This window comes from Roseovarius sp. JB2-10 (genome assembly GCF_055693585.1).
The window spans coordinates 3301757-3325922 of record NZ_CM146337.1 but is presented as its reverse complement, the minus strand read 5'-3'; the positions used below and the strand labels follow the sequence as shown (position 1 = coordinate 3325922).

Genomic DNA, 24166 nt, shown 5'->3' with positions numbered 1-24166 from the left:
GTCATGCAGTTGAACGAAATCACCTTTTCGCAAGCCACACCGATTGATGGCTACGGTCCGGGCTTTTTCCGCGTCGGCGGGCAGGTGATGGAAGGGGCGATTTGCGTGACCGCCACGGGGGCGGCACCCTGGGGCGGGTATGAGGATGTCGCGACGCTCACGGTGCTGGCCGATGAAATCGACGTGATCTTTGTGGGCACGGGGGCCGATATCGCCCATATCCCTGCACCACTCCGCAGCGCGCTGGAAGAGGCGGGCCTGGGTGTGGAGACGATGAATTCCCCGCCGCATGCCGCACATACAATGTTCTTTTGTCCGAAGGGCGGCGCGTTGCCGTGGCCCTGATGCCGGTTTGAAAAAGACCTTTGGCGAAAGGGGTTAAGCCGCTTTTCCGATCCCCGCGATTGCGCTAAGCAAGGGGCATGGGGATAAAGGTTTCCGATCTCAGCGTGGCCCGTGGGGGCATCAAGGTGCTGGAAGGGCTCAGCTTTGCGCTGGAGGCCGGTCAGGCGCTGGTGGTCCGTGGCCCCAACGGCATTGGCAAGACAACGTTGCTGCGCACGCTTGCGGGGTTGCAACCGGCCATATCCGGCCAGATCGATGTGGCGCAGGACAGCATCGTCTATGCCGGTCATGCGGACGGCCTCAAGGCCACGTTGAGCGTTTCTGAGAACCTGAACTTCTGGGCGCAGGTCTTTGGAAAAAAAGATATTTCTGCCGCTTTGGAGGCCTATCACCTGACCTCGCTGGAGGATCGGCAGGCCGGCGCGCTTTCCGCCGGGCAAAAGCGGCGCCTGGGTCTGGCACGTCTCCTGGTCACCGGACGCCCCATCTGGGTGCTGGATGAGCCAACGGTATCGCTGGATCAGGCCGCGACCGAGATGTTCGCGGACGCCGTGCGCGCGCATCTGGCGGGCGGTGGCATGGCCCTGATGGCCACTCACATTGATCTGGGACTGGCCGAGGCGCAGGTGCTGGATGTCACCCCGTTTCGCGCCCGCGCGCCTGCGCCGGATGATTTCGACGGGGCTTTCCTGTGATTGCGCTCTTGATCCGCGATCTCAAGCTGGCCATCCGGGCCGGGGGCGGTTTTGGTCTTGGCCTCGCATTTTTCCTGATTGTTGTCACGCTGGTGCCCTTCGGCGTGGGGCCGCAAAGCACGCTTTTGTCGGCCATAGCGCCGGGTATCTTGTGGCTTGGCGCGTTGCTGGCCTGCCTTCTGTCGCTGGATCGGATTTTCGCGCTTGATTGGGAGGATGGCAGCCTTGATCTCTTGGCCACGGCCCCCTTGCCGATGGAGGCGATTGTCAGCGTCAAGGCACTGGCCCACTGGATCACGACCTGCCTGCCGTTGGTTCTGGCGGCACCGGTCTTTGGCCTGCTGCTGAGCCTGCCCGCGGAAGGCTACAAGCCATTGATATTATCGCTCATTCTGGGCACACCCGCGCTCAGCGTCATCGGCACCTTCGGGGCAGCTTTGACCGTGGGGCTGAAACGCGGAGGATTGCTCTTGAGCCTACTGGTTTTGCCGCTCTACATGCCTACATTGATCTTCGGAGCCGAGGTAGCACGACGCGGTATTGCAGGGCTGGACAATGGCACGCCGATGCTGATGCTGGCAGGGATCACCTTTGGCACAATCGCGCTTCTGCCCTTCGCCTCGGCCGCAGCGCTCAGGATCAACCTGCGATGAGCAGCAACCAAGACCGGAAGGACCGACCTGTGAGTTCACTTTGGGAATATGCCAACCCCAAAAAATTCATCCAGACCACGGACAAGATCCTGCCATGGATCTCGATCCTGTCGGTTGTGGCACTTGTGGGCGGGTTGGTCTGGGGGTTTTTCTTTACGCCCGATGACTACCGGCAGGGATCAACGGTCAAAATCATCTATCTGCACGTGCCAAGTGCGCTGATGGCCATCAACGCATGGCTGATGATGCTGGTGGCCTCGCTAATCTGGCTGGTCCGGCGCCATCACGTTAGCGCGCTGGCGGCACGCGCGGCGGCCCCTGTGGGGCTGGTGATGACAGTGATTGCATTGCTCACCGGCGCGATCTGGGGGCAACCGATGTGGGGCACGTATTGGGCATGGGACCCGCGTTTGACGTCCTTCCTGATCCTCTTTTTGTTCTACTTGGGCTATATCGCCCTGTGGTCAGCAATCGAAAATGACGACACCGCGGCGGATCTGACCAGTGTGCTCTGCCTCGTCGGCTCGGTTTTTGCGTTGCTGAGCCGCTATGCGGTCAATTTCTGGAACCAGGGCCTGCATCAGGGCGCGTCGCTCAGCCTCGATAAGGAAGAGAACGTGGCGGATGTGTTTTATCACCCGCTTCTGGTTTGTATTGCCGGGTTTGTCCTCCTGTTCTTTGCCTTGGTTCTGCTGCGCACGCGCACGGAGATCCGCGCACGTCGCATGCGGGCGCTTCTGGCACGTGAAAGGATGGGATGATGCCTGATCTGGGAAAATATGCGGATGCAGTTCTGTCATCCTATGCCGTTTCAATTGTACTGATCGCAAGCCTGGTTCTGGTCAGTATGATGCGAGCAAAGAAGGTGAAGACGCAGTTGCAAGATATTGAGATGAAAGCGAAAAAAGATGGCTAAAGTGTCACCTTTGATGATTGCGCCACCGCTGATCTTTGCCGGTCTGGCGGCGCTTTTCTTTGTGGGCATGATGCGGGAGAACCCGGATGAACTGCCCTCTGCCCTGACGGGCAAACCGGCACCGGCAGTCACTGTGACGCCGCTTGGGGATGGGGCGCCGCTGTCGGACGCAGATCTGCGTGATGGCACGGTGAAGCTGGTAAATTACTGGGCCAGCTGGTGCGGACCGTGCCGGGTCGAACATCCCAACCTGCAGCTTTTGGCGGATGAAGGCATTGTGATCCACGGGGTGAATTACAAGGACAATCCGGGTAACGCACTGGGATTCCTTGAAGAACTGGGCAGCCCCTATACCAAGATGGGTGCGGATGCCGAAGGGCGCATGGCGCTGAACTGGGGCGTCTACGGCGTGCCCGAAACCTATGTAATTGACGGCGAGGGCAACATTGTCTTGCGGTTCGCCGGGCCGATCACACAGCGCGTTATGTCGAGCACTATCCGGCCAGCCATCGAACAAGCACAGTAATCACCGGGCTGCACCATGCGTCACTTGCTGCAATAGCTGTCCGCCGCATTCGCGTTCATAGGGCAGTGCTGTTGTGCGTTCGTGCTGCTTTGCGCGCCGTAAACCGCAACCAGTGCCAGCACGGCGACTTGCAGAATGATCAATGTCTTGCGCATCTTTTCCGCTCTTGTTTGTTCTTGTTCTCTGAGGTCAAACTGGGGTCTCTCCCGCCTTGGCAAAAGGGGAAGATTGATCAGAATTCTTCACGGGTGAGTGACAGGCTGAAAACGGCCAATGTGGCATGAGAGGCTGAAACCGGGCGATGTATGACGGCGATAGTTTTCTGACACTGAGCCAGATGGGGCGGATCGGGCTGGTGCTGCTGTCATTGGTGATGGCCGTGTTGGTATGCATGCTGGTGCGGCGTTTGGCGCGGGGCCGTCACGTTGCCTTGAGCCTTTTGCTGGCGCTGATGGCACTCTGGGCGTTCATCTGGCTCTCGCCGCAAATCTACTATTTCTACTACATGACGCTGTTTGAAGGCTTGCCCCTCCAGATCGTGATCCAAAACCCGCCGGGGGTGGTCGAGATGTTCTCGGTCCTGACATTCACGGACGCGCCAAACCTGTCGAACCATTCAAAAGGCGTATTGGGCTGGGCTTTGATCGGACTTGGGCTATGGCGCGGGAAAAAATGAGTTTTTCGCGGTTGGCACCGGTTTGGCCGCCTCAATTTTCTTAGCCTTGATTGCCAGAGCCATGCGCCGCGTTTTGCACTTTCAGTCAGTCGACATCAGATACGGGCAAGCCGCCAGTCTGCAAAGATCTGAGATTGTTCAGAAAATGCCTGCGTATCGTATCCAGAAAACAAACCGTCTTCGGTAACAAGTACTGTGCGCCATCCGCGGGCCACCGCGCCCAGGATGTCGGTGTGGAGTGTATCACCGCACATGGCAATTCTGTCCGCCGGTACACTAGGCAGAGACGCTTCGATGAGATCGTAGACTTCCGGGAACGGCTTTCCGAAAAACCGGACGCATTCTGGAAATTCGTCCGCGATAAGGTGGCCGAAATGGCCCGGTTCGCGTGAGAAACCATCGTCGCGAGGTGCCGCCAGATCAGCGTTGCCGATGAAGAGGGTGCGGGGGCGGTGGCGCATTGAGGCAAGCAGAAGCTCTTGCCTTTCGGGTGTCCAATCGGCTGTCGAGAGAAACAAGAATTTATCAACGCTGTCATACGCCTCCGGTGCGTCGTGCAGGCGGGTCACAGGGCAGGGCATGTCCTGCAAAGTATCTGCGTCGGCGGTGATGACGCCCCAATGGCCTTCGGTCAAATGCAGCAGAGTGGCCTTGCGGCTGGTGATAATCTCGTCGTCGTGTACCCGCAGCCCTAGTTTCTTGAACTTCGCAATTGCACCGCTGCGGTTGTAGCTCGCGGCATTGGTCAGGATACGGATGGCGCATCCCTTTTGGCGCAACTGGTCCAGTCTTTCGTCGGCGCCGGGGATCATGGTCTCGCCGACGTTTAGCACCCCGAAGGCGTCAAAAACGAAGGCATCCACGTGGGGTGCGATCTCCAGCAATGAGGCGACATCTGCTGTCTTTGGATGTGTCTGCACATCGGGCAGACGGGCGCGCACCTCTTCATATCGATCAAAGATTGCGTGTGTCGTGAGCATTTGTCCCCTCAGGCAAAAGCCACATAACACGTTGGATGGCCCTGGAGGCATATACATCTACCTAAAACCACAAAACAACAAAAATAACGACCTATTCGAAAGAAAATAGCCGCCAAAAAGTACAAAAATACAAACTAAATGTTGGTTTGTTGCTTTTTGCCAATTAGGGTCGTGGACGACTCATTGCTTGGGGGGAGGTCGACATGTCATCAAAGAAGCGGACGCGCCGCGATGCGATCTCGACCCTGGTCTTGGAGCGAGGTGCGGTAACCGTTGGCTCGCTTGCCGAGCGTTTTGATGTCTCAATGCAGACAATTCGCCGCGATGTGGATGCGCTCTGTGAAGGCGACATGCTGCACCGTGTCCATGGCCGGATCGAGCTCAGCAAAGAGTATCTGAACACGCCCTTTGATCAACGTGCCAGCACGAACCTTGTTGGAAAGCGCGCGATCGGTGAGGCCACGGCGGCACGGATCCCCGATGGCTCGACGGTGTTTATTTCCATTGGATCGACGCCATTAAGTGTGGCGCAGGCGATGCGGCGTCACAAAGGGCTTACAATCATCACCAATAACCTAAGTGCCGCCATGGCGCTGAGTGATGAAATGTCGAACCGAATTATTCTTCCAGGGGGAGGTCAGGCTGCCCGATCGTGATATTCTTGGCAATGAAGCGTTGGAAGTCTTCGGGCGGTTTCGCGCGGATTTCGCCGTGTTTGGCGTGGCAGGCATCGCAGATGATGGCGGTATGCTGGATTTTCACACCACAGAAGTCCGCGCGCGGCAAAAAATGCGTGAAAACGCGCAAAAATCCTTTCTGGTGGTCGATGTGTCAAAATTCGGTCGTCAGGCGCCCGCATTGGGGGATGACATCACGGAGATGGACAGCGTTGTTGTCGACCGCAGGCCAACAGATGGCTTCGAGCGGTTGATGCACAAGATCGACGACAAGCTGCTTGTGGCCGAAGGGGAGATGATATGACAACGCCTCCGTTTGTGCAGCTGAAGGACGTGGCAAAGCGCTGGAACGGTCAGCTTGGGGTCGAGGCGATTTCACTCGATATCCCGGAGGGCAGTTTCACCGCGCTTCTGGGCCCTTCAGGCTGCGGCAAGTCCACCACATTGCGGCTGCTGGCAGGGCTGGAATTGCCGAGTGAGGGCCACATCCTGATCGACGGCAAGGATGTGACAACCAGTGCCGCCTCGGATCGGAACCTGTCGATGGTGTTCCAGTCCTATGCGCTTTTCCCGCATCTGTCTGTTGCTGAAAACGTGATCTTTGGTCTCAAGGTCCGGCGGGTTCCAAAGGCGGAAAGACAGGAAAAACTGCACCGCGCGCTTGAGATCACCGGCTTGCTTGGACTTGAAAACCGCAAGCCCGGCGAATTGTCGGGTGGTCAACGACAGCGTGTGGCGCTGGCCCGGGCAATTGTTGCGGGACAGCGTTTATGTCTGATGGACGAGCCACTTTCGAACCTCGACGCCAAACTCCGCAACGCTGTGCGCAAGGACATCAAAAAGTTGCAACGCGATCTGGGCATCACCGTGGTCTATGTCACCCATGACCAGACCGAGGCGATGAGCATGGCCGACACGGTCGTCTTGATGAAAGACGGCCGGATCCAGCAAGTCGGCACGCCCGAGAACCTTTATAACAGCCCCAACAACACTTTCGTTGCGGAATTTGTTGGCGCTCCGCCCATGGCGTTGATCGGATCGCGAGCGGTGACCGGGTTTGGCGAGGGCAAGACAATCGGGATCAGGGCGGAAAATATCCAGATCGTGCCGACGGGCGAAGGGCGACTAAGCTGCACCGTAAATGAAAGTGAATTTCTGGGGTCCGAGACGTTGATCGGTCTGGATCACGCGGATGCGGCGGGCCTGTGTGTTCTCAAGCCTGGGCTTTCAATGCTGCCTGAGGGCGATCCGATCGACATTACTTTTCAAGACGAACACCTGCACATTTTTGATCATGCGGGTCAAAGACTGGCGAGTTGAATTTCGCCTGAAAGAAACGACTAAAACAAAGGGAGAAAGACATGAAACTATTTTCGACAACAGGCCTGGGACTGGCCACAGCGATGGCGGCGGGCCTTGCCGTTTCCGCCAGTGCTGAGACCGAATTGACGATGTATTACCCCATCGCCGTGGGCGGCGCGCTAACCGAAGTGGTGGATGGTATCGTTGCTGATTTTGAAGCCGCGAACCCGGATATCAAGGTTAACGCCATCTACTCGGGCAACTATGATGATACGCGGGTGCGGGCGTTGTCTGCACTTGCCTCAGGGGAGCCTGCGCAGCTTGCGGTGATGTTCTCCATCGACGCGTATGACCTGATCGAACAGGAGTTGATCGTTCCCTTCGAGGACGTTGCGACATCGGATGCCGACAAGGAATGGCTGAACAGCTTTTATCCGGCGCTGATGGCGAACGGCAAAATCGAGGGCAAAACATGGGGCATTCCGTTCCAGCGTTCCACAATTGTTGCCTATTACAACAAGGACATGTTCCGCGAGGCGGGCCTTGATCCCGAAGCGCCGCCAACAACCTGGGATGAAATGATCTCGATGGGCAAGGCGCTGACCGGGGAGGACACCTATGGTCTGATGATCCCGTCGACAGGGTATCCCTACTGGATGTTCCAGGCGCTCGCGATCCAGAACGGCAAAGAGGTGATGTCAGATGACGGTCTGACCACGTATTTTGACGATCCGAAGATCGTCGAAACCCTCGACTTCTGGAAATCCCTGTCGGCCGAGCATGGCATCATGCCAACCGGTACGGTCGAGTGGGGCACATTGCGTCAGGCCTTCCTGGAAGGGCAGACCGCGATGATGTGGCATTCCACAGGTAACCTCACGGCGGTGAAAAACGGCGCGAGCTTTGATTTCGGCGTCGCCGAACTGCCCGCGAATGTGCGCAAAGGGTCACCAACCGGTGGCGGTAACTTCTACCTCTTCAAGGACACAACCGATGAGGAAAAAGCTGCCGCGATGAAACTGATCCAGTTCATGACATCGCCGGATCAGGCCGCTGCATGGTCGATCGGCACTGGCTATATGGGCGTTTCAGCCGCCGCGTATGAAACAGAGGCTTTGAAGACCTACACGGCTGAATTCCCACCCGCGCTTGTGGCGCGCAATCAGCTGGAAAACGCGGTTGCCGAATTCTCGACCTTCGAGACCGCACGGGTGCGCGACGGGTTGAACAACGCGATCCAGTCCGCGCTGACCGGGGCGAAATCCTCGGCTGAGGCATTGGGTGAAGCACAGGCCGCCGCGGTGCGTCTTTTGCGCGACTACCAATAAAATCAAAACGGCGGGGCCATCTCTTGGCCTCGCCACCCCGCCGAAGTCCGGAGGCGCCGAATGTCGGCCCACGCCACTCTTGAACGTCGCAGGCAGGCCATTTACGGCTGGCTATTGCTGTCACCGGCTGCGGTATTGCTGACGGTTTTCGCCTTCTATCCCTCCATCGCAACCTTGTGGTCTAGCCTGTTTTCGCGCGGGACACGTCGCAAACCGTCGGAATTTGTCGGGACAGAAAACTATGCGGACCTGTTCGCGGATCCAACCTTCTGGCTGGTCGTCAAGAACAACCTGATCTACGCGGCGGCCACGATCCCGATTTCGATTTTCATCGCGCTTGCCATGGCGCTTTGGGCCAATTCCAAAATCTCCGCCCGTGGCTTTGTGCGCACCGCCTATTTCACACCCACCGTCCTGCCAATGATCGCCGCTGCAAACCTGTGGCTGTTCTTCTACACCCCGGGCCTTGGGGTGCTGGATCAGATCGGCAGCCTCTTTGGCCTGCCATCGGTCAACTGGTTGGGTCAGCCCGAAACCGCGCTGTGGGCCGTTATCATTGTGACGATCTGGAAAGAAGCGGGCTTCTTCATGATCTTCTATCTCGCCGCATTGCAGACGATCCCGGAGGACCTGAAAGAAGCCGCCGATATCGAGGGGGCAAGCCGCTGGACCTACACCCGCCGCATCGTATTGCCGCTATTGATGCCCACAACGCTGTTCATTGCTGTCAACGCCATGATCAACTCGGTCAAGCTGATCGATCATCTGTTTATTCTGACCAAAGGCGGGCCGTCGGATGCGTCCAAACTGATCCTCTATTACATCTGGGAAATGGCATTCGCGTTCTTCGACGCCCCCCATGCCGCTGCCATGACGATCCTTGTCATTGTCGTGCTGGGCATCGTGGCGGCCATACAGTTCTTTTATCTGGATAAAAGGACGCATTACCAATGAAGAGCCTGACCCGTTTCATGGACAGCTTTGGGGCCATCCTGCTTGCCATCATCTGGATTGCACCGCTGCTCTTTGCGTTCTGGGCGGCGACCCATTCAACCTCGGACGCGGTAAACCTCAACCTCTTCTCACCCTGGACGCTGGAAAATTTCCGCGTGGCGTGGGCGGGCGCGCCCTGGCTTAAATACTTCATCAACACGTTCATGCTGGTGACGGTCATCCTCATCGGGCAATTCTTTCTGACAACACTTGCGGGATTTGCCTTCGCGCAGCTCAATTTCCCGGGCAAGAATGTCGTGTTCATTCTGGTGCTGATGCAGCTCTTTATCCTGCCCGAGATCCTGATTGTTGAGAACTACGCCATGGTTTCCCGACTGGGGTTGTTTGACACGATCTTGGGTGTGGGCATGCCGTATATGGCATCCGCTTTTGGCATCTTTCTGATGCGGCAGGCCTTCAAGGGCGTTCCGATTGAATTGCACGAAGCCGCCCGGATTGAGGGGTGCGGTCTTTTGGGTATCCTGTGGCGGGTCTATGTTCCGCTGGCAAAACCTACATATCTGGCCTACGCGCTGGTTTCGGTTTCGACCCATTGGAACAATTTCCTCTGGCCGCTCATTGTGACGAACTCGCCCGAAACCCGGCCGTTGACCGTGGGCCTGTCGATCTTTGGGGCGCCGGAAAACGGCGTGGATATCAGCATCATCTCGGCGGCCACGTTGATGTCCGTGGCGCCGCTGCTCATTGCGTTCCTGATCTTCCAGCGCCAGTTCGTGCAAGCCTTCTTGCGCACGGGGATCAAATGACCGCGATCCTGCAGATTTCGGATACGCATATCGTCCCGGAAGGGGTCTTGGTGGCGGGCAGGCTGGACACCGCGGCAGCCCTGAACCGGCTGGCCCGCCGTATTGAAACGATCCGCGATCAGATTGGCCCGATTGATGCGCTACTGGTCAGCGGCGATCTGAGTGACGATGGCAGTGCGGAGAGCTATGCCCGGTTCAAAGACCTGATGGCGCCGCTGCATTTGCCGGTTTACGTGATACCCGGCAATCATGATGCCCGCGCGCCCATGCGATCTGCCTTTTCGGATCAATTGCCAAAGGACGGTCCGCTCAATTGGGACCGGCCAATTGGTGACATACACTTGATTGGCCTCGACAGTCTGGTCGAGGGGCACCGCCACGGCGAACTCGACACGCCGACGCTGGATTTTTTGCAAGAGGCGTTGACGCGGGCCCAGGAGCGGCCGGTTTTGTTGGCGGTTCACCACCCGCCTTTTACGTCAGGTATAGCGTTCATGGATGCCATCGGATTGACCAATAAAGACGCGTTCATAGATGTGATTTCGCGCCATCCCGGCGAAATTCGTATTGTATGTGGTCATATTCATTGCATGATGGTCCATGGAATTTCGGGTCATGTTGCAATTTCTGCCCCATCGCCCAACAGCAGTTTTGCATATGATCGGCGCGCAGATGCTCCTGTTGGCTTCATGACCCAAGAAGACGGCTGTCTCTTGCATCTTTGGGACGGCGGCTTTCAGTGTATTCGTATCGGGCCAACCGCAGGGTGTGGCCCGTTCCCGTTCAAGTAAGGCCACGATTAAAGAAAGCGATCCCAGTGAACGAACCGCACATGATCCAGACCCTGATCAGTATCGCAGGCGCTGCCGCGTTGTTGATCTGGGCTGTGCGTCTGGTACGCACCGGGGTGGAACGCGGCTTTGCCACGCCGATGCGGCTCTGGTTGCGGCACTCCGCCAAAAACCGGGTGCTGGCGGCGGGAACGGGCCTGGGCGCGGCTGTCCTTCTGCAAAGCTCCACCGCCGTTGCAGTTCTGGTGTCCAATTTCATCGCGAAGGGCGGGCTGGCAACCGCCGCAGGCTTGGCCATTCTGCTTGGTGCCGATGTCGGATCAGCGTTGGTCACACAGCTTTTGATGTTGCGCCAACCCATCCTGATCCCGGTTTTGATCCTGATTGGCGTTGTCATTTTCCTGCGCGGAGAAGGCAGCAGCACGCGCCAGATTGGCCGTATCATGATTGGGCTTGCCCTGATTTTTGTCTCGCTCGACATGATCCGCAACGCGACAGAGCCGATGATATCAAACCCGGCCACCCAAACCGTCATGGCCTATCTGGGCCGCGATATGCTGAGTGCCTTCATCATTGGTGCGGTGTTTGCATGGGGTGTGCATTCCAGCGTTGCAGCCATCTTGCTGTTTGTCACCTTGGCGGGGCAGGCCATCCTGCCGATCCCGGCGGCGGCGGCGATGATCCTTGGCGCCAATCTGGGCGGCGCGTTTATCGCATGGACGCTCACCTACACCGCGCCCATTGCCTCGCGCCACATGGTGGTTGCCAATCTGTTGCTGCGCGGCGGGGGGGCCGGTCTCGCAACGCTGCTGATTGCGTGGATGCCAAACTTCATGGACCATTTGGGGGCCACGCCCGTGCGGCAATCCATCAATCTGCATCTGGCCTTTAATGTCGTTCTGGTGGTTCTCGCATTGCCGCTTGTCGGTGTCATTACATCGCTGTTGTCCCGCGTGATGGCTAAAAAACCGAACGGTGAGACCGCCCTTGAAACCGTCAGCGCTCTCGATCCAACCCAATTGAAAAAGCCACAGCGCGGTCTCGATTGTGCAGCGCGCGAATTGCTGGGAATGGGGCAGCAAATAGAGCGCATGTTGCTGGCGGTCGAGCCGCTCTATGATCGCTGGAACGGCGATGCTGCGAAATCGATCAGCGCGCAGGATGAGGCCATCAAAGCCATGCATCTTGAGGTCAAACTCTACCTGGCGCGTCTGGCGCAAACCGGTCTGGACGAAGACATGAGCCGCCGATCCATGGAGCTTGCGTCGATTTCGTCCAACCTTGATTCCGCATCCGACGCCATTGCAAGGATCATGCTGGAACTGGCCAAACGGCTAAATGCGCAAAACCTGCAATTTTCGCAGGAGGGCCGTCAGGAGATCAGCGATTTTTCCGACCGTGTCCAAAACAATGTGCAACTGGCTCTCAATGTCATGATGAACCAAAATCCGGCTGAAGCGCGTGCGCTGGTGGCGGCAAAGGAAAAGGTCCGCAAGGTCGAGCAGAAACTGCAACGCAGCCATATCGGCCGGTTGCGCGAAGGCCTTGCCGAAAGCATTGAGACCAGCAACATCCACCAGGAAACCCTACGCGCGCTGAAGCAGATCAACACGGCGTTTTCGATGGTTGCCTATCCCATTCTTCTAAAATCAGGTGATCTTCTGAAAAGCCGCCTCGCATAGGCGCCGCTGATTTCGTCGCGGACAGGTCGCTGTTTCTGAAAGACTGTTTGGAATAAAGAACGGCCCTGTCTTTCAACAGGGCCGTGTTCGATTTGGTGGTTTGATCAGGCCGCCTTGGCGAGGTTGCGCAGAACGTAATGCAGCACGCCGCCATGTTCGATGTATTCAACCTCGATCGCGGTATCGATCCGGCATTTGAGCGTGATCTCTTTCACGCTGCCATCTGCCATTTTGATCGTGCAGGGCACTTCCTGAAGCGGCTCGATGGTATCAAGGCCCGAGATCGAGACCTCTTCCTCGCCGGTCAGGCCAAGCGATTTGCGGGTGTCGCCGCCGGTGAATTCAAACGGGATCACACCCATCCCCACAAGGTTCGAGCGGTGGATACGTTCGAAATTCTCGGCAATCACGGCCTTGACGCCCAAAAGCGCTGTGCCCTTGGCCGCCCAGTCGCGGCTGGAGCCCGCGCCATATTGCTCACCGCCAAAGACCACCAGCGGGGTACCATTGGCCTGATGCGCCATCGCCGCGTCGTAGATCGAGGTTTGCGCGCCATCGGGGCCTTTGGTGTAGCCGCCCTCGACGCCGTCCAGCATTTCGTTCTTGATGCGGATGTTGGCGAAGGTGCCGCGCATCATCACCTCGTGGTTGCCGCGACGGGAGCCATAGGAGTTGAACTCGCGCACCGGCACCTGGCGTTCGGTCAGGTATTGGCCAGCAGGCGTGGTGTCCTTGAATGACCCGGCGGGGGAGATGTGGTCCGTTGTGACCATATCGCCCAGAAGCGCCAGAACCCTCGCGCCTTCGATATTGGTGATGGTGCCGGGCTCTTTGGACATGCCTTGGAAATAAGGCGGGTTCTGCACATAGGTCGATTGCGGTGGCCAGTCATACGTCTCGCCAGTGGAGGTTTCGACCTCCTGCCACTTGTCATCGCCCTTGAAGACGTCGGCGTATTTCGACTGGAACGCCTCGCGGGTGACGGTCTTTTCGACCAGTTCTGCGATCTCGGCCTGGCTGGGCCAGATATCCTTGAGGTAGACATCCTTGCCATCGGGGGTCTGTGCGATGGGGTCAGAGGCCAGGTCGATATCCATCGTACCCGCCAGCGCATAGGCCACCACGAGGGGCGGGGAGGCGAGATAGTTGGCGCGCACATCGGGGCTGATCCGGCCCTCAAAGTTGCGGTTGCCCGACAGGACCGAAGTGGCCACCAGATCGCCCTCGGCAATGGCCTCGGACAGCTCCTTCTGGATCGGGCCGGAGTTGCCGATACAGGTGGTGCAGCCATAGCCCACGAGGTTGAAACCGATCTTGTCGAGGTCTTCCTGAAGCCCCGCGGCCTCAAGGTAATGCGACACGACCTGCGATCCGGGTGCGAGCGAAGTTTTGACCCACGGTTTGCGGTCCAGGCCCAAAGCAGCGGCCTTGCGTGCGACAAGCCCCGCGCCGATCATCACATAGGGGTTCGATGTGTTGGTGCAGGAGGTGATGGAGGCAATCACTACATCGCCGGAGCTGAGCGTATAGTCTTCGCCTTTGACAGGCACTTCCTTGTCCATCGGACGTTTGAATGTCTCTTTCATTTCGCGATTGAACGCCGTTTTGGCATCGGTCAGCGCCACGTAATCCTGAGGGCGTTTGGGGCCCGAGATGGCGGGCACGATCGTGCCCATATCCAGATGCAGCGTGTCCGTATAGACCGGCGCGTAATCCGCATCGCGCCAGAACCCGTTTTCCTTGGCATAGGCCTCAACCAATGCCACACGGTCCTCATCACGGCCGGTGCTGCGCAGGTACCGCAGAGTTTCACCGTCAATCGGGAAGAAGCCACAGGTGGCGCCGTATTCGGGCGCCATGTTGGCAATGGTCGCGCGGTCCGCCAGCGGCAGGTTATCGAGGCCCTTGCCATAGAATTCGACGAATTTGCCGACAACGCCGCGCTCACGCAGCATCTCAACCACTTTCAGCACCAGATCGGTGCCGGTGGTGCCTTCGACCATCGCACCGGTCAGCTCAAAGCCGACAACTTCGGGGATCAGCATCGAAATCGGCTGGCCGAGCATGGCGGCTTCGGCCTCGATCCCGCCCACGCCCCAGCCCAGAACCGCCGCACCGTTAACCATGGTGGTGTGGCTGTCCGTGCCGACAAGCGTATCGGGATAGGCAACTTCTTCCCCATTCTGGTCTTTGTCCGTCCAGACGGTCTGCGCCAGATACTCCAGGTTCACCTGGTGGCAGATGCCGGTGCCCGGCGGCACAACGCGGAAATTGTCAAACGCACCCTGACCCCATTTCAGGAACTGGTACCGCTCCATGTTGCGTTCATATTCGCGGTCGACATTCATCTGGAAGGCGCGGGGGTTGCCGAACTCGTCGATCATGACCGAGTGGTCGATGACCAGATCAACCGGGTTGAGCGGGTTGATCTGTTGCGCGTCGCCGCCGAGGGCCACGATCCCGTCGCGCATCGCGGCCAGATCGACCACAGCCGGAACGCCGGTGAAATCCTGCATCAGCACGCGGGCAGGGCGGTACGAAATCTCCCGCGGGTTCTGTCCGCCTTTGGTGGCCCAATCGGAAAACGCCTTGATGTCATCCACGGTGACGGTGTTGCCATCTTCGAACCGCAGCATGTTTTCCAACACCACTTTCAGCGCGGCGGGCAGGCGCGAGAAATCGCCCAAGCCAGCAGCCTCAGCCGCGGCGATGGAGTAAAACGACACCGATGCGCCATTGACGCTCAGGGTTTTGCGGGTCTTGGCGGTATCCTGTCCGACAACAATAGGCATCCGGGCCTTCCTTTCAGAGTGGGTTCCGATAAATTTGCCCTGCTTCTGACTGATTTGAGCGGAGCGTTCAAGAGGACGAAAGTATTATTTGTATACTATTGCACACAATGACGTTATATTTCAAGTTTCACCGAACTCTCGCGAAACCTTGATTGGCGTTTGAGCATTCGTTTCCTTAGATAGAAATTCAAGTTAGGGGACGAACAAGTCGGATTTGATACATGCGCAAAATTGCCTCACTGATTGCGGCCGCCTTCATGCTGGTCAACCCGGTTACAGCCCAAAGTGACCCGGTTGTGGTCGAGCTTTATACCTCGCAGGGCTGTTCGTCCTGCCCGCCCGCGGATGCGTTTTTGCACAAGCTGGCAAAGCGCGACGATGTGATCGCATTGGCAATGCACGTGGATTACTGGGATTACATCGGGTGGAAGGATATCTTTGGCGATGCGGCGCATACGAAACGCCAGCGGGAATATGCCCGGGTGAATGGACGCCGCATGATCTATACCCCGCAGATGATCATCAACGGATCAGAACATGTGGTGGGCAACCGTCCCCGCGATGTGGTCGAGCTGATCAACAAGCATAAATCCGGTGAGGATGCCGTAGACCTGCGCGTCAAACGCGCGGGCAACACGCTACAGATCCGCGCCGAGGCCACCCGCCCGCAAAACAGCACGATGGTGGTTCAACTGCTGCGCTACACGCCCAAGGCATCGGTTGCGATCAAGCGCGGCGAAAACGCTGGCCGCACGCTGAGCTATGCGAATGTCGTGACAGAAATGGTTGTGCTGAAGAACTGGAACACGCGCGCACCGCTGGCGGTCGACACGCCGATTTCCGGTGATCAACCGGTTGTGGTTCTGATCCAGCGCCAAGATCACGGGCCTGTCGCCGCGGTGGCGCGCGTCAAGTAAGGGTCGAAGGTCCGGTTTGAGCCCAAAGCGGACATTCTGTAAATGACACTACTTATCTTTGTTTCGAAAATACCTTCGTGCTGCGTGGATCGGAGCTACGCCAAAGGCAAGTATGAGGCCAAGCAAGACCATCGATGTGTTTCCAAACGCATAAAATATTCCGGCGAATGCCAATGAAAACACAAACTCAAAAACGAACTTGTTAGGCATGCCAATACTCCAGTTTGTTTTGAACGCCATTCCACCCTTCGATCAGGCCCAATGTCGCTTCGGAGCCCAGAGTGACTGCAATCGAAGAACTGTCTGTCTTAGATGAATTTTGTCTCGGGTGTCATTCTGTCTGATGGGTATCCAGTGCAGTCATGAATAATTGAGGTCATGGATTGCCAAATATCAGCTTCTTTCCATTTGCCACCCAACAAAACCAGTTTGCCGATATTCATCTCTGATGCTCGACGCGACAAGTCGCCAACGGTTCCGTCAAAAATCCAGACCCGCTTATCTGATCGCTCAGCAATTCTCCATAACCCGTGAGATATTGCAAAAGCCACGAGGGAGGCTACGAACGCATTGAATCCAGAGAAAATGACTGGACCTACGATCCAAGTCACAAACTGCAAAAAGGTCAAGTTGACAACCCAAGAACTGTCTCTGGTGAGAAAATCGAGGCAGAGATTGCTTCGTTTTTCCAGTTGTTTTTGAAAGGTTTTCGGTGTCATGGCTGAAGGGACTTCAACGCGAACTTCAGGGTGTATTTTGCCTTGATCGCTCATTGCTCGGTTCAACCGATAGTAGGCCATCGCAGTCAGGCATTTGTTCTTTTGTTTTGGATCAGTTGGCAGCTTGGAGCGGATGATTTCGTAAGCTTCGCCAAGCGTAACAATGCTCTCAGCCTCTTTGTTGGAAAAGGTGACTTCAAATACTTCCTCAAAATACTCAATCAGTTCAACGTCATCGCCGTCGCCGACAATTCCAACCGAATTAGGTTTTTGGTTTGTTTTATTATTAACCATCTTTCACCCCGAGCACGGCAGCACTTGTCACTACTGTTCCACAGAATTTAGCTATTGTGATGGCGAATGCCAAGGTCAGTAAAGTCCGCAAAGCGGTCCTAAATAGCTAAAAAGTGTTGGCTAATTAGGTTTAACTACTCGCTGAGCGCAGGTTGACCCCGGCGTTCAGGCGGCTTCGGTTATGATGACTGAACTTTGCTCCAAGGTGCGGTGCACGGGGCATCTGTCTGCAATTTCGAGCAGGCGGGTGCGCTGTTCGGCGCTCAGGTCGCCGGTCAGTTTGATCCGACGTCTGAACGTATCAACCTGGGCCTTGCTGCCGCCCAGTTCCGCATCCTGCGCATGCACCTTGTCGTGGCTCACATCGACCGATACATGATCCAGCGGCCAGCCCTTGCGGCGGGCGTACATGCGGATGGTCATCGATGTACATGCACCGAGCCCCGAGGACAGAAACCCATAGGGTGACATGCCGCGATTGGTGCCGCCATAGGCCAGTGGCTCATCGGCAAGCGTGTGGTGGTCCGGGCCGGAATTCACGTCCTGCAGGAAGCCCTCCGGATCCGCTTCGGACACTTTCACAATCCCCTCCGGCGCACCGGGGGGCGGGGCAGGCGGCTTGAGGTCGAGATAGCGCATCGCCCATGTGGCGATGACATCCGCCGCATATTCGGCATCCTCTGGCGCGGTGATCAGGTGATCGGCATTATCAAGCGTCACGAAGCTTTTGGGGTGCTTTGCGGCGCTGAAGATCTGCGCGGCGTTTTCAATGCCCACGATCTGATCCAGAGGCGCATGCAGCACCAGAAGCGCGCGGTTGAGCCCGGTGATCTTGTCTGTCAGGTTTTCTGCCTTTACGTTTTCAACGAAATTCTTGCCGATCCGGATCGGGCGACCGCCCAGCATGACCTCAGCCGCGCCGACGGTTTCGATCTCTTTCAGCGCGTTGCCAAAATTATGCGTCACGTGCCCCGGGTCATAAGGCGCACCGATGGTGACAACGCCCTTGACGCTCTTGATCTCGCTTGCGGCCCCCAGAACGGCCGCCCCGCCAAGGGAATGGCCAATCAGCAGGCTGGGCGCCATGTTTTTTGCCTCCAGCGCCGCCGCGGCCAGTACCAAATCACGGATATTGGTGGCAAAAGAGGTGTTTTCGAACTCACCCTCGGAATGTCCCAGGCCGGTGAAATCGAAACGTAGTACGGCAATGCCAGCCCCGGCCAATCGTGCCGCAATGCGCCGCGCGGCGGGGATGTCCTTCGAACACGTAAAGCAATGAGCAAAAAGCGCAGTTGCCAGATGTGGGCCTGCGGGCAGGTCCAGACGGGCCGCCAGAGTACTGCCATCGTGGCCGCGAAACGTGATGCGTTCGGTCGGCATGGAGAATCCTTCAAGAAGTGTTGGGCCATAAGGGTAATTAGCCGGGCGCGGGTGCACCAGTATTTGTGTCAGCGCGTCACGGGAAGGTGACAAGGTGAAATGCCGATGCGAGCTTGCCAGCGGCGTCCCGGATTTTCAGGCGCGTCTCGATTAAAATTTAACGCGCTTTGAACATGGATTTTGGGCGGGGCGGCATCGAATGTTAATGCTCTGGTGCCATGGTTGACATCCATTTGCTTAGCGTTGGTGCCATGTATTTTCGTATCCAAAGTCAGAATAACGTCCGGCTTTTCGCCGCGGCCATTACTGTGCTTGTTTTACTGGCGAACCTGGCGTTGCAATTCCTTACCTTTCCATATGAGCTGTTTCAGTCACTGGCCCTGACCAGCTCCATCCATGTTGTTATCTTATCGGCGCCGATCAGCTATTTCGTGGGGACAAAAATCCGCGACGTGTATGATTTGACCATGCAACTCGAACATGCGGTCAACCACGATAATCTGACCGGCGCGTGCACCCGGCTGAATTTCTATCACCGTCTGTCGCGCATGGACGCCGTTCCGATGGTTTTGCTGGTCACCGACGTCGATCATTTCAAAAAGATCAACGACAATTATGGTCATAAAGCCGGGGACAGCGTGCTGCGCCAATTCACCAATATCCTAGCGATCAACAGCCGGGAGGAGGATATCATTGCGCGTTTCGGTGGGGAGGAATTTGTGATTTTGCTGCCCGATGTTTCGCTCGCAAAAGGTGTCGCTGTGGCGGAGCGGCTGTGCGAGTGCGTGCGGCAAAAGACATTCGTGGCGGATGGCCAGCAAATTCAGATCACCGCGAGCTTTGGCGTTGCTGAGGTCACATCCCTGAACCAGATCGACGAAACGATTCACCGTGCGGATCTGGCGGCATATCGGGCAAAGCGGCAAGGCCGGGATCAAGTCTGCCAATATGATCCGACGCTGGATGAGGAAGCGGGGGTTCACCACGCGGCGGAGTGATTTTCCGGCACCGGCCGGGCGTTTTGGCCTTTACAAATCCATCATCTACATTCGTGATGATATATCCAACATATATTCGTTTTAATTATATTTAGGTCACACCTAGGTTTCCTTCATCACAGCATGAAGGAGAGAGTGATGACACATGGTTTTTATTCAGAACACCGATCCTCCCTTTTTGTCGCCCGCGCAATCGGGGTCGGTCTTTTTCTAGGATTGGTTGGGCTCGGCGCTCTACTGGTAGATCCAGCTGACGCGCCGCGGTTCCAAATTCCGGAAGCCGAGGGTATTTCGTCGCAAGGTGAAGACTGGCACGGAAACGTGCGTCGTTCGCATTGGCCCGAGTAACCGGCGAAGTATCGGGGGCAGGGCGTTCCTGTTCCCCTTTACCGGGCAGATCCGGGGATTTGCGCGCTCAGGTCTGCCCCATCAACCGCGGGTCAAAGGGATATTGGGTGAGGTTTTCGTACCCGTCCTCAGTGATCAGCACCTGATCTTCCAGCTTGATGGAGAAATCCCCACCAACTGCACCAACCGCCGCCTCGACGCACAGAACCATGCCCGGCTCCAACGCGTAGTCAAAGGCGCCGGCAACCGCGTGATCGGGATAGGCCACCAATGGCCATTCATCGCACAGCCCAACCCCGTGCATCAGGCAGCCGTATTTCTGCTCCTGAAACTGATCATCCAGACGGTGCGCATTGGCCGTAAGTTCGGGGATCGTCACCCCAGGTTTCAGCATTTCCATATTGGTCATGATGTGTTCATGGGCGTGCTGCATGGCATAGACCATATCAGGCCGGGGGGCCTCATCCCCAACCCACCATGTGCGGGAAATATCGACGCAAATCCCGTAGCTGCCGACCAAATCGGTATCAAACGCCACGATTTCATTGTTTTGCACAATCCGTGGCCCGCATTCCTGAAACCACGGATTGGTGCGGGGACCCGAGGATAACAGCCGCGTTTCGATCCACTCACCCCCGCGGCGGATGTTCTCGGCATGCAGCACGGCCCAGATATCATCCTCGGACATGTTACCCTTTGGCACGCCACCACGCGCGGCGTCTTCCATCGCTTTGACAGCGGTTTCGCAGGCGTGGCTGGCACATCGCATGGCCAGAATTTCATCTGGACCCTTGATGGCGCGGGATTTCTCGGTGACCTCTTCGCCTTCCTTGATGTCAAACCCTTGCGCCTCAAGCGCGCGCAATCCGTGCAGCATGATCTTGTCAACCGCCAGACGCGTGTTGCCGGGCGCGTGTTCGGCCAGAACCTCGCGCACCTCGTTCGAGAACGTATCGGCGGCCACATCAATCTTGTCGCCACGGTCAAAGTAAAACAGGTCCGCGCCCGAGCGTTGTTCGCGCACCAACGGATTAAATGTGCTCAGGAAGGGCGCATTTTTGTAGTCCCAGATCACCATATACCCGTCCGCACACAGAAGAAGCGCGCGAAACGGATTGTGCGTGTTCCAAAGCTGCATGTTTGTGGAATCTGTCGCGTAGCGAATGTTGAGCGGGTCAAAGAGCAAAATACCCGCATAGTCGCGGTCAACGATATGCTGGGTCAGGCGTTTCCACCTGAAGCGGCGCATTTCCTGCAAATCCGGCAGCACAAGTCCGGCCGCCTGCCATTCATCATAGGCCAGCTGCGTTGGCCCGATCTCGATCCGATCTGCATCATTTGGCGTGTTGTCCCCAAGGGTTGCGCCCCGAGCGGGATCGATTTTGCGGGCGTCGCGGTAATGCGTGTTCATGGCTGACCCTCATCTGCTGTTAGGCTGATGGTGGCGGTGTCGCATCACACCCGCTCGCCAAATTGCGACATCCGCTTGTTCAGAATGACCGCCTGAAAACGGTGGGAAATGCCGCGCAAATCCGGTGACGGTGGTTAGTTTTTCTTCTTCTTTTTGGGCTTTGGTGCCAGCGCCTGATCGGGGTTGTAGATCGGCTGAACCGCAAATGGTGATGGATCATCCGGCGTAACCAGGATGCGCACGGCGTGCATATGATCCGCGCCAAAGGTTTCCATCGCCATGATATTCGGGGCCTTGCGCGGGAAGGGGCGGAACATCTGGAACCGGTGGCTGTCGCCATAGGTCAGCAGAACCGGTCGTTTATAGAGCCCCGCCTGCCAGATCAGGGTTTCGGCAAAGAGTTTGAACCCGGAATGGCGCAAGAACCCTTCGGGATCGGGGCCCGTGCCAAACCCGAATTCAAACATGTCGCCGTGGATTGCCAGCACCAGCGCGTTGGTGTCGGACGCGGCCTCAAAACTTTCGATCAACCACGTGCGGTTGGCCGCGTCACGGGCGGCAAATTCTGCGGCTGCGTCCGGGCGGGTGGCTTCGAAATTATTGTTGGAGCCGACCACATGCGCGGCCACAAACATCACATCGTTTTTGATGATCCGGACGTTTTCAGGATACCCCGCCGCCCCCTGATGCGTCAGGGCGATGGGATTTTGACCAAAGGACATCTCCGGGTTGGCGAAATAGGTTTCGCGGATATGGGCCAGCCGCTCTGTCGGGTCATAGCCTCCGCTGAAAACCCGGTGGCAATCGGTCCATTCGTTGTCGCCGGGCGTATAGATGGTTGCGGCCTCAATGGCATTCATCAACGCAAGACGCTCCGCCAGAAGCCCGTCGCTACAGATGGTGCCACCTGATTTCGTGTCACCCACATGGATGACCAGATCGGGCGCATGGTCATTGATCGTGGTGATCAATGTCTGAAATCGTTCAATGATTTCAGCACCTTTGCCATAGGGCTGATCCCCGACAACAACGAAGCTGAAAGGGTCGGCGGCGGTCACAACAGGGCAGGCCGCCAGAACGAGTGCAGAGGCCAGTCTGCGCAATCGATTTGAAAAGAACATGTGTTTATCCGTCTATCCGTGCGGCCATGATCGCAATTGCGCGTTGGTACACGGTGGCTGCGTTCCATTGCTTGATCACGGCAAAATTGGGCTGCCCTTCGGCATAACCCTGACCGGGTTTCCACCCTTTTTGCCGCAGAAAATTCGCCGTTGAGGCTAGGGCGTCCGCCTGGCTGTAGAAATCAACACGACCGTCGCCATTGGCATCGACGCCATATTGCAACGCATTGCCGGGCAGGAATTGCGTGTGCCCAAGTTCCCCATGTTTGGCGCCTTTGGTCGATCCGGTAATGGCCCCCTGATCCACCAGTTTCAGCGCGCCGATCGCATGCGGAATAAAGAAATCGGTGCGGCGGCAATCATAGGCCAGCGTGGTGATGGCCGACACAATGGCGCTGTCGCCCATAAACCCGCCAAAGCCGGTTTCCATGCCATGAATGGCGATCAGAACACCTGCCGGAACGCCGTATTGACGCTCGAGCGCGGCGTAGAAACCAGCGTTACGGGCCTTGCGCGCGCGTCCTTGTGAGACAATCGCATTGGCGCCGCGCACTTTCATGAACTTTTCGAGACTGTATTTGAAGCTTTTCTGGTTGCGGTCTGCCGCGATGGTCCGGGTTGCATAGCGCGCCTCGGACAAAGCCTGCAGCCCGCGTTGTTTGACACCGGCGCGTTTGGCTTCCTTGGCGAAGGCGGATTTCCACGCGTTGAACCCGTTGCCGGTGTTGCCGCATGCGGCGGCTGCGGAGGGGCTGGGCAGGGTCAGCATCAGCGCTGTGGCACCTGCGAAAATCAAAGCGGGGAATCGGGCGGGCATGACAGGCTCCTTGGCAGACTGAACAGATTTCAGTGTATCCGAGCCGGAATTGCCCACAAAGGGATTTCTAAGGCTGTGGGGGGGCGATGCGGAACCATGCCCATGTTGTCCGCGTGGTCTTACCCAACAAGACCCTGGAGTAACGCCATGGTTTGTGCCGTGGCCCCGTTTGCATCGAGTGCGATGAACGTGCCGGTGAGGGCCGCTACATGCGAGGACAGGCGCAGATTTTCGCCCCGGAGCACGTTAAAGACGAGCAAGGCCGCACCTACGGGTAGCGCAAAGAGCGCAATGGTGAAGGACATCATCCAGACCGAGAGGCGCAACGGCGCTGTTTTCTCGCGGATGTCGTCCGGATCCGCCTCGGGTTGGCCGATCATATCGGGATCCGTGAGGAAGGTCTGGAACACCGTACCCTGACGGTCCGCCTCAACGGCCAGCACGTCCTTTTGGCGCAAGCGCATGTGCAAAAGTTCGTTGGTTTCTTCGACATTGGGCAAGGTGTAGCGCCGCTCGACGATGCCGAGGGGGGATCGCGACACGGTTACTTTGGGCAGAACCGCTGCGTCCTTGGGCTCTGGCTGTGTCGTGGCCATGATGAAATCAGCGCTGCTGAGGATGGAGCCCGGCGTGACCCATTTGACCTGATCTGCCGAGAGCGTCCAATGGAGGGATTTGAGCGCATGAGCCAGAACGGTGTCCTTATGCGGGATGTCATCCTGCGTAAGCGACGTGCCATCGATGACCAGTTCCAGCATCAAAGGCGCCGGGCCGGGTAGCCCATCCACTTCGTGATCTTCGAGCACCGAGACCGTGACGTTATGATGGAGGGACGAAATGCAGGCACGGTCATTCGACAGGATGCGCACACCCGTGACATTCTGCTCAAGCGCTTCAAACGCATTGCAGACGCGGTTGCCGATCTTGACGATATCGAGGTCTCGCAACCCCTGAAATATCAATCCGGCGGACGCCATTGGTGTCGTTGTGGTCATCATTCAGCCCGTATTGGTCCAGTCAGTCAGCGGTTTTTATCGC

General features: G+C 57.3%; 24 protein-coding genes and 2 pseudogenes. 17 read left to right on the top strand and 9 right to left on the bottom strand.

The window, feature by feature from the left end; all coding sequences use genetic code 11:
• Positions 1–3: 3 nt before the first annotated feature.
• The 6 genes and pseudogenes from ACZ1HJ_RS16615 (at position 4) to ACZ1HJ_RS16590 (ending at position 3135) form a co-directional block, all read left to right on the top strand.
• Positions 4–356 (top strand): annotated as a pseudogene (locus ACZ1HJ_RS16615) (Mth938-like domain-containing protein).
• A 66-nt stretch (positions 357–422) separates the two neighbouring features.
• A complete protein-coding gene (gene ccmA, locus ACZ1HJ_RS16610) occupies positions 423–1040 on the top strand; it encodes a heme ABC exporter ATP-binding protein CcmA (protein ID WP_472719752.1) in 618 nt (205 codons plus the stop codon).
• Complete coding sequence (ccmB, locus tag ACZ1HJ_RS16605) at positions 1037–1693, top strand: heme exporter protein CcmB (RefSeq protein WP_472719751.1); 657 nt, start codon at positions 1037–1039, stop codon at positions 1691–1693. The genes ccmA and ccmB overlap by 4 nt, the downstream gene beginning before the upstream one ends.
• Positions 1690–2454, top strand: coding sequence for a heme ABC transporter permease (locus tag ACZ1HJ_RS16600; RefSeq protein WP_472719750.1), 765 nt, complete (start codon positions 1690–1692; stop codon positions 2452–2454). The genes ccmB and ACZ1HJ_RS16600 overlap by 4 nt, the downstream gene beginning before the upstream one ends.
• Entirely contained in the window at positions 2454–2609 is a 156-nt protein-coding gene (gene ccmD / locus ACZ1HJ_RS16595) for a heme exporter protein CcmD (protein WP_472719749.1), read from the top strand. The genes ACZ1HJ_RS16600 and ccmD overlap by 1 nt, the downstream gene beginning before the upstream one ends.
• Complete coding sequence (locus ACZ1HJ_RS16590) at positions 2602–3135, top strand: DsbE family thiol:disulfide interchange protein (protein ID WP_472719748.1); 534 nt, start codon at positions 2602–2604, stop codon at positions 3133–3135. Before ccmD ends, ACZ1HJ_RS16590 begins: the two co-directional genes overlap by 8 nt.
• Before the next feature lie 20 nt (positions 3136–3155).
• On the opposite strand, the gene ACZ1HJ_RS16585 is transcribed toward ACZ1HJ_RS16590, so the two are convergent.
• Entirely contained in the window at positions 3156–3290 is a 135-nt protein-coding gene (locus ACZ1HJ_RS16585) for a hypothetical protein (RefSeq protein WP_472719747.1), read from the bottom strand.
• Between the two features lie 146 nt (positions 3291–3436).
• Here ACZ1HJ_RS16585 and ACZ1HJ_RS16580 point away from each other — a divergent pair, with 146 nt between their 5' ends.
• Positions 3437–3811, top strand: a complete 375-nt coding sequence (locus tag ACZ1HJ_RS16580; protein ID WP_472719746.1) for a hypothetical protein — start codon at positions 3437–3439, stop codon at positions 3809–3811.
• Between the two features lie 95 nt (positions 3812–3906).
• On the opposite strand, the gene ACZ1HJ_RS16575 is transcribed toward ACZ1HJ_RS16580, so the two are convergent.
• The gene (locus tag ACZ1HJ_RS16575) at positions 3907–4791 is read right to left on the bottom strand and encodes an HAD-IIA family hydrolase (RefSeq protein ID WP_472719745.1); all 885 of its coding nucleotides are present in this window, start codon (positions 4789–4791) and stop codon (positions 3907–3909) included.
• 203 nt (positions 4792–4994) lie between these two features.
• Here ACZ1HJ_RS16575 and ACZ1HJ_RS16570 point away from each other — a divergent pair.
• The 7 genes and pseudogenes from ACZ1HJ_RS16570 (at position 4995) to ACZ1HJ_RS16540 (ending at position 12331) form a co-directional block, all read left to right on the top strand.
• Positions 4995–5772: pseudogene (locus ACZ1HJ_RS16570) on the top strand (DeoR/GlpR family DNA-binding transcription regulator).
• Positions 5769–6788, top strand: a complete 1020-nt coding sequence (locus ACZ1HJ_RS16565) for an ABC transporter ATP-binding protein (protein WP_472719744.1) — start codon at positions 5769–5771, stop codon at positions 6786–6788. Before ACZ1HJ_RS16570 ends, ACZ1HJ_RS16565 begins: the two are co-directional and overlap by 4 nt.
• Positions 6789–6829: 41 nt before the next feature.
• A complete protein-coding gene (locus ACZ1HJ_RS16560) occupies positions 6830–8098 on the top strand; it encodes an ABC transporter substrate-binding protein (protein WP_472719743.1) in 1269 nt (422 codons plus the stop codon).
• A gap of 60 nt (positions 8099–8158) precedes the next feature.
• A complete protein-coding gene (locus ACZ1HJ_RS16555; RefSeq protein WP_472719742.1) occupies positions 8159–9052 on the top strand; it encodes a carbohydrate ABC transporter permease in 894 nt (297 codons plus the stop codon).
• Positions 9049–9858, top strand: a complete 810-nt coding sequence (locus ACZ1HJ_RS16550; protein WP_472719741.1) for a carbohydrate ABC transporter permease — start codon at positions 9049–9051, stop codon at positions 9856–9858. Before ACZ1HJ_RS16555 ends, ACZ1HJ_RS16550 begins: the two co-directional genes overlap by 4 nt.
• Complete coding sequence (locus ACZ1HJ_RS16545; protein ID WP_472719740.1) at positions 9855–10649, top strand: phosphodiesterase; 795 nt, start codon at positions 9855–9857, stop codon at positions 10647–10649. Before ACZ1HJ_RS16550 ends, ACZ1HJ_RS16545 begins: the two co-directional genes overlap by 4 nt.
• A gap of 41 nt (positions 10650–10690) precedes the next feature.
• The gene (locus ACZ1HJ_RS16540) at positions 10691–12331 is read left to right on the top strand and encodes a Na/Pi cotransporter family protein (protein WP_472719739.1); all 1641 of its coding nucleotides are present in this window, start codon (positions 10691–10693) and stop codon (positions 12329–12331) included.
• Between the two features lie 104 nt (positions 12332–12435).
• Here ACZ1HJ_RS16540 and acnA read toward each other — a convergent pair whose 3' ends face one another.
• Positions 12436–15123: an aconitate hydratase AcnA gene (acnA, locus tag ACZ1HJ_RS16535; protein ID WP_472719738.1), complete on the bottom strand. Its 2688-nt coding sequence runs from the start codon at positions 15121–15123 to the stop codon at positions 12436–12438.
• Positions 15124–15344: 221 nt separating this feature from the next.
• Here acnA and ACZ1HJ_RS16530 point away from each other — a divergent pair, with 221 nt between their 5' ends.
• Positions 15345–16040, top strand: a complete 696-nt coding sequence (locus ACZ1HJ_RS16530) for a DUF1223 domain-containing protein (protein ID WP_472719737.1) — start codon at positions 15345–15347, stop codon at positions 16038–16040.
• 308 nt (positions 16041–16348) lie between these two features.
• Here ACZ1HJ_RS16530 and ACZ1HJ_RS16525 read toward each other — a convergent pair whose 3' ends face one another.
• Positions 16349–17053, bottom strand: a complete 705-nt coding sequence (locus tag ACZ1HJ_RS16525) for an acyl carrier protein (RefSeq protein ID WP_472719736.1) — start codon at positions 17051–17053, stop codon at positions 16349–16351.
• A 165-nt stretch (positions 17054–17218) separates the two neighbouring features.
• A complete protein-coding gene (locus ACZ1HJ_RS16520) occupies positions 17219–18433 on the bottom strand; it encodes a bifunctional alpha/beta hydrolase/OsmC family protein (RefSeq protein ID WP_472719735.1) in 1215 nt (404 codons plus the stop codon).
• Positions 18434–18684: 251 nt separating this feature from the next.
• On the opposite strand from ACZ1HJ_RS16520, the gene ACZ1HJ_RS16515 reads away from it, so the two are divergent.
• A complete protein-coding gene (locus tag ACZ1HJ_RS16515; RefSeq protein WP_472719734.1) occupies positions 18685–19431 on the top strand; it encodes a GGDEF domain-containing protein in 747 nt (248 codons plus the stop codon).
• Between the two features lie 138 nt (positions 19432–19569).
• Positions 19570–19779 (top strand): hypothetical protein, encoded by a 210-nt coding sequence (locus tag ACZ1HJ_RS16510; protein WP_472719733.1) that lies wholly within the window; start codon positions 19570–19572, stop codon positions 19777–19779.
• Positions 19780–19846: 67 nt separating this feature from the next.
• On the opposite strand, the gene dddP is transcribed toward ACZ1HJ_RS16510, so the two are convergent.
• From dddP to ACZ1HJ_RS16490, 4 genes are all read right to left on the bottom strand, one after another.
• On the bottom strand, positions 19847–21190 hold the full coding sequence (gene dddP / locus ACZ1HJ_RS16505; protein ID WP_472719732.1) for a dimethylsulfonioproprionate lyase DddP: 1344 nt from the start codon (positions 21188–21190) through the stop codon (positions 19847–19849).
• A 134-nt stretch (positions 21191–21324) separates the two neighbouring features.
• On the bottom strand, positions 21325–22311 hold the full coding sequence (locus tag ACZ1HJ_RS16500) for a hypothetical protein (protein WP_472719731.1): 987 nt from the start codon (positions 22309–22311) through the stop codon (positions 21325–21327).
• A 4-nt stretch (positions 22312–22315) separates the two neighbouring features.
• On the bottom strand, positions 22316–23080 hold the full coding sequence (locus ACZ1HJ_RS16495; RefSeq protein WP_472722228.1) for a lytic murein transglycosylase: 765 nt from the start codon (positions 23078–23080) through the stop codon (positions 22316–22318).
• A gap of 167 nt (positions 23081–23247) precedes the next feature.
• Positions 23248–24126, bottom strand: a complete 879-nt coding sequence (locus ACZ1HJ_RS16490) for a hypothetical protein (RefSeq protein WP_472719730.1) — start codon at positions 24124–24126, stop codon at positions 23248–23250.
• Between the last annotated feature and the right edge of the window lie 40 nt (positions 24127–24166).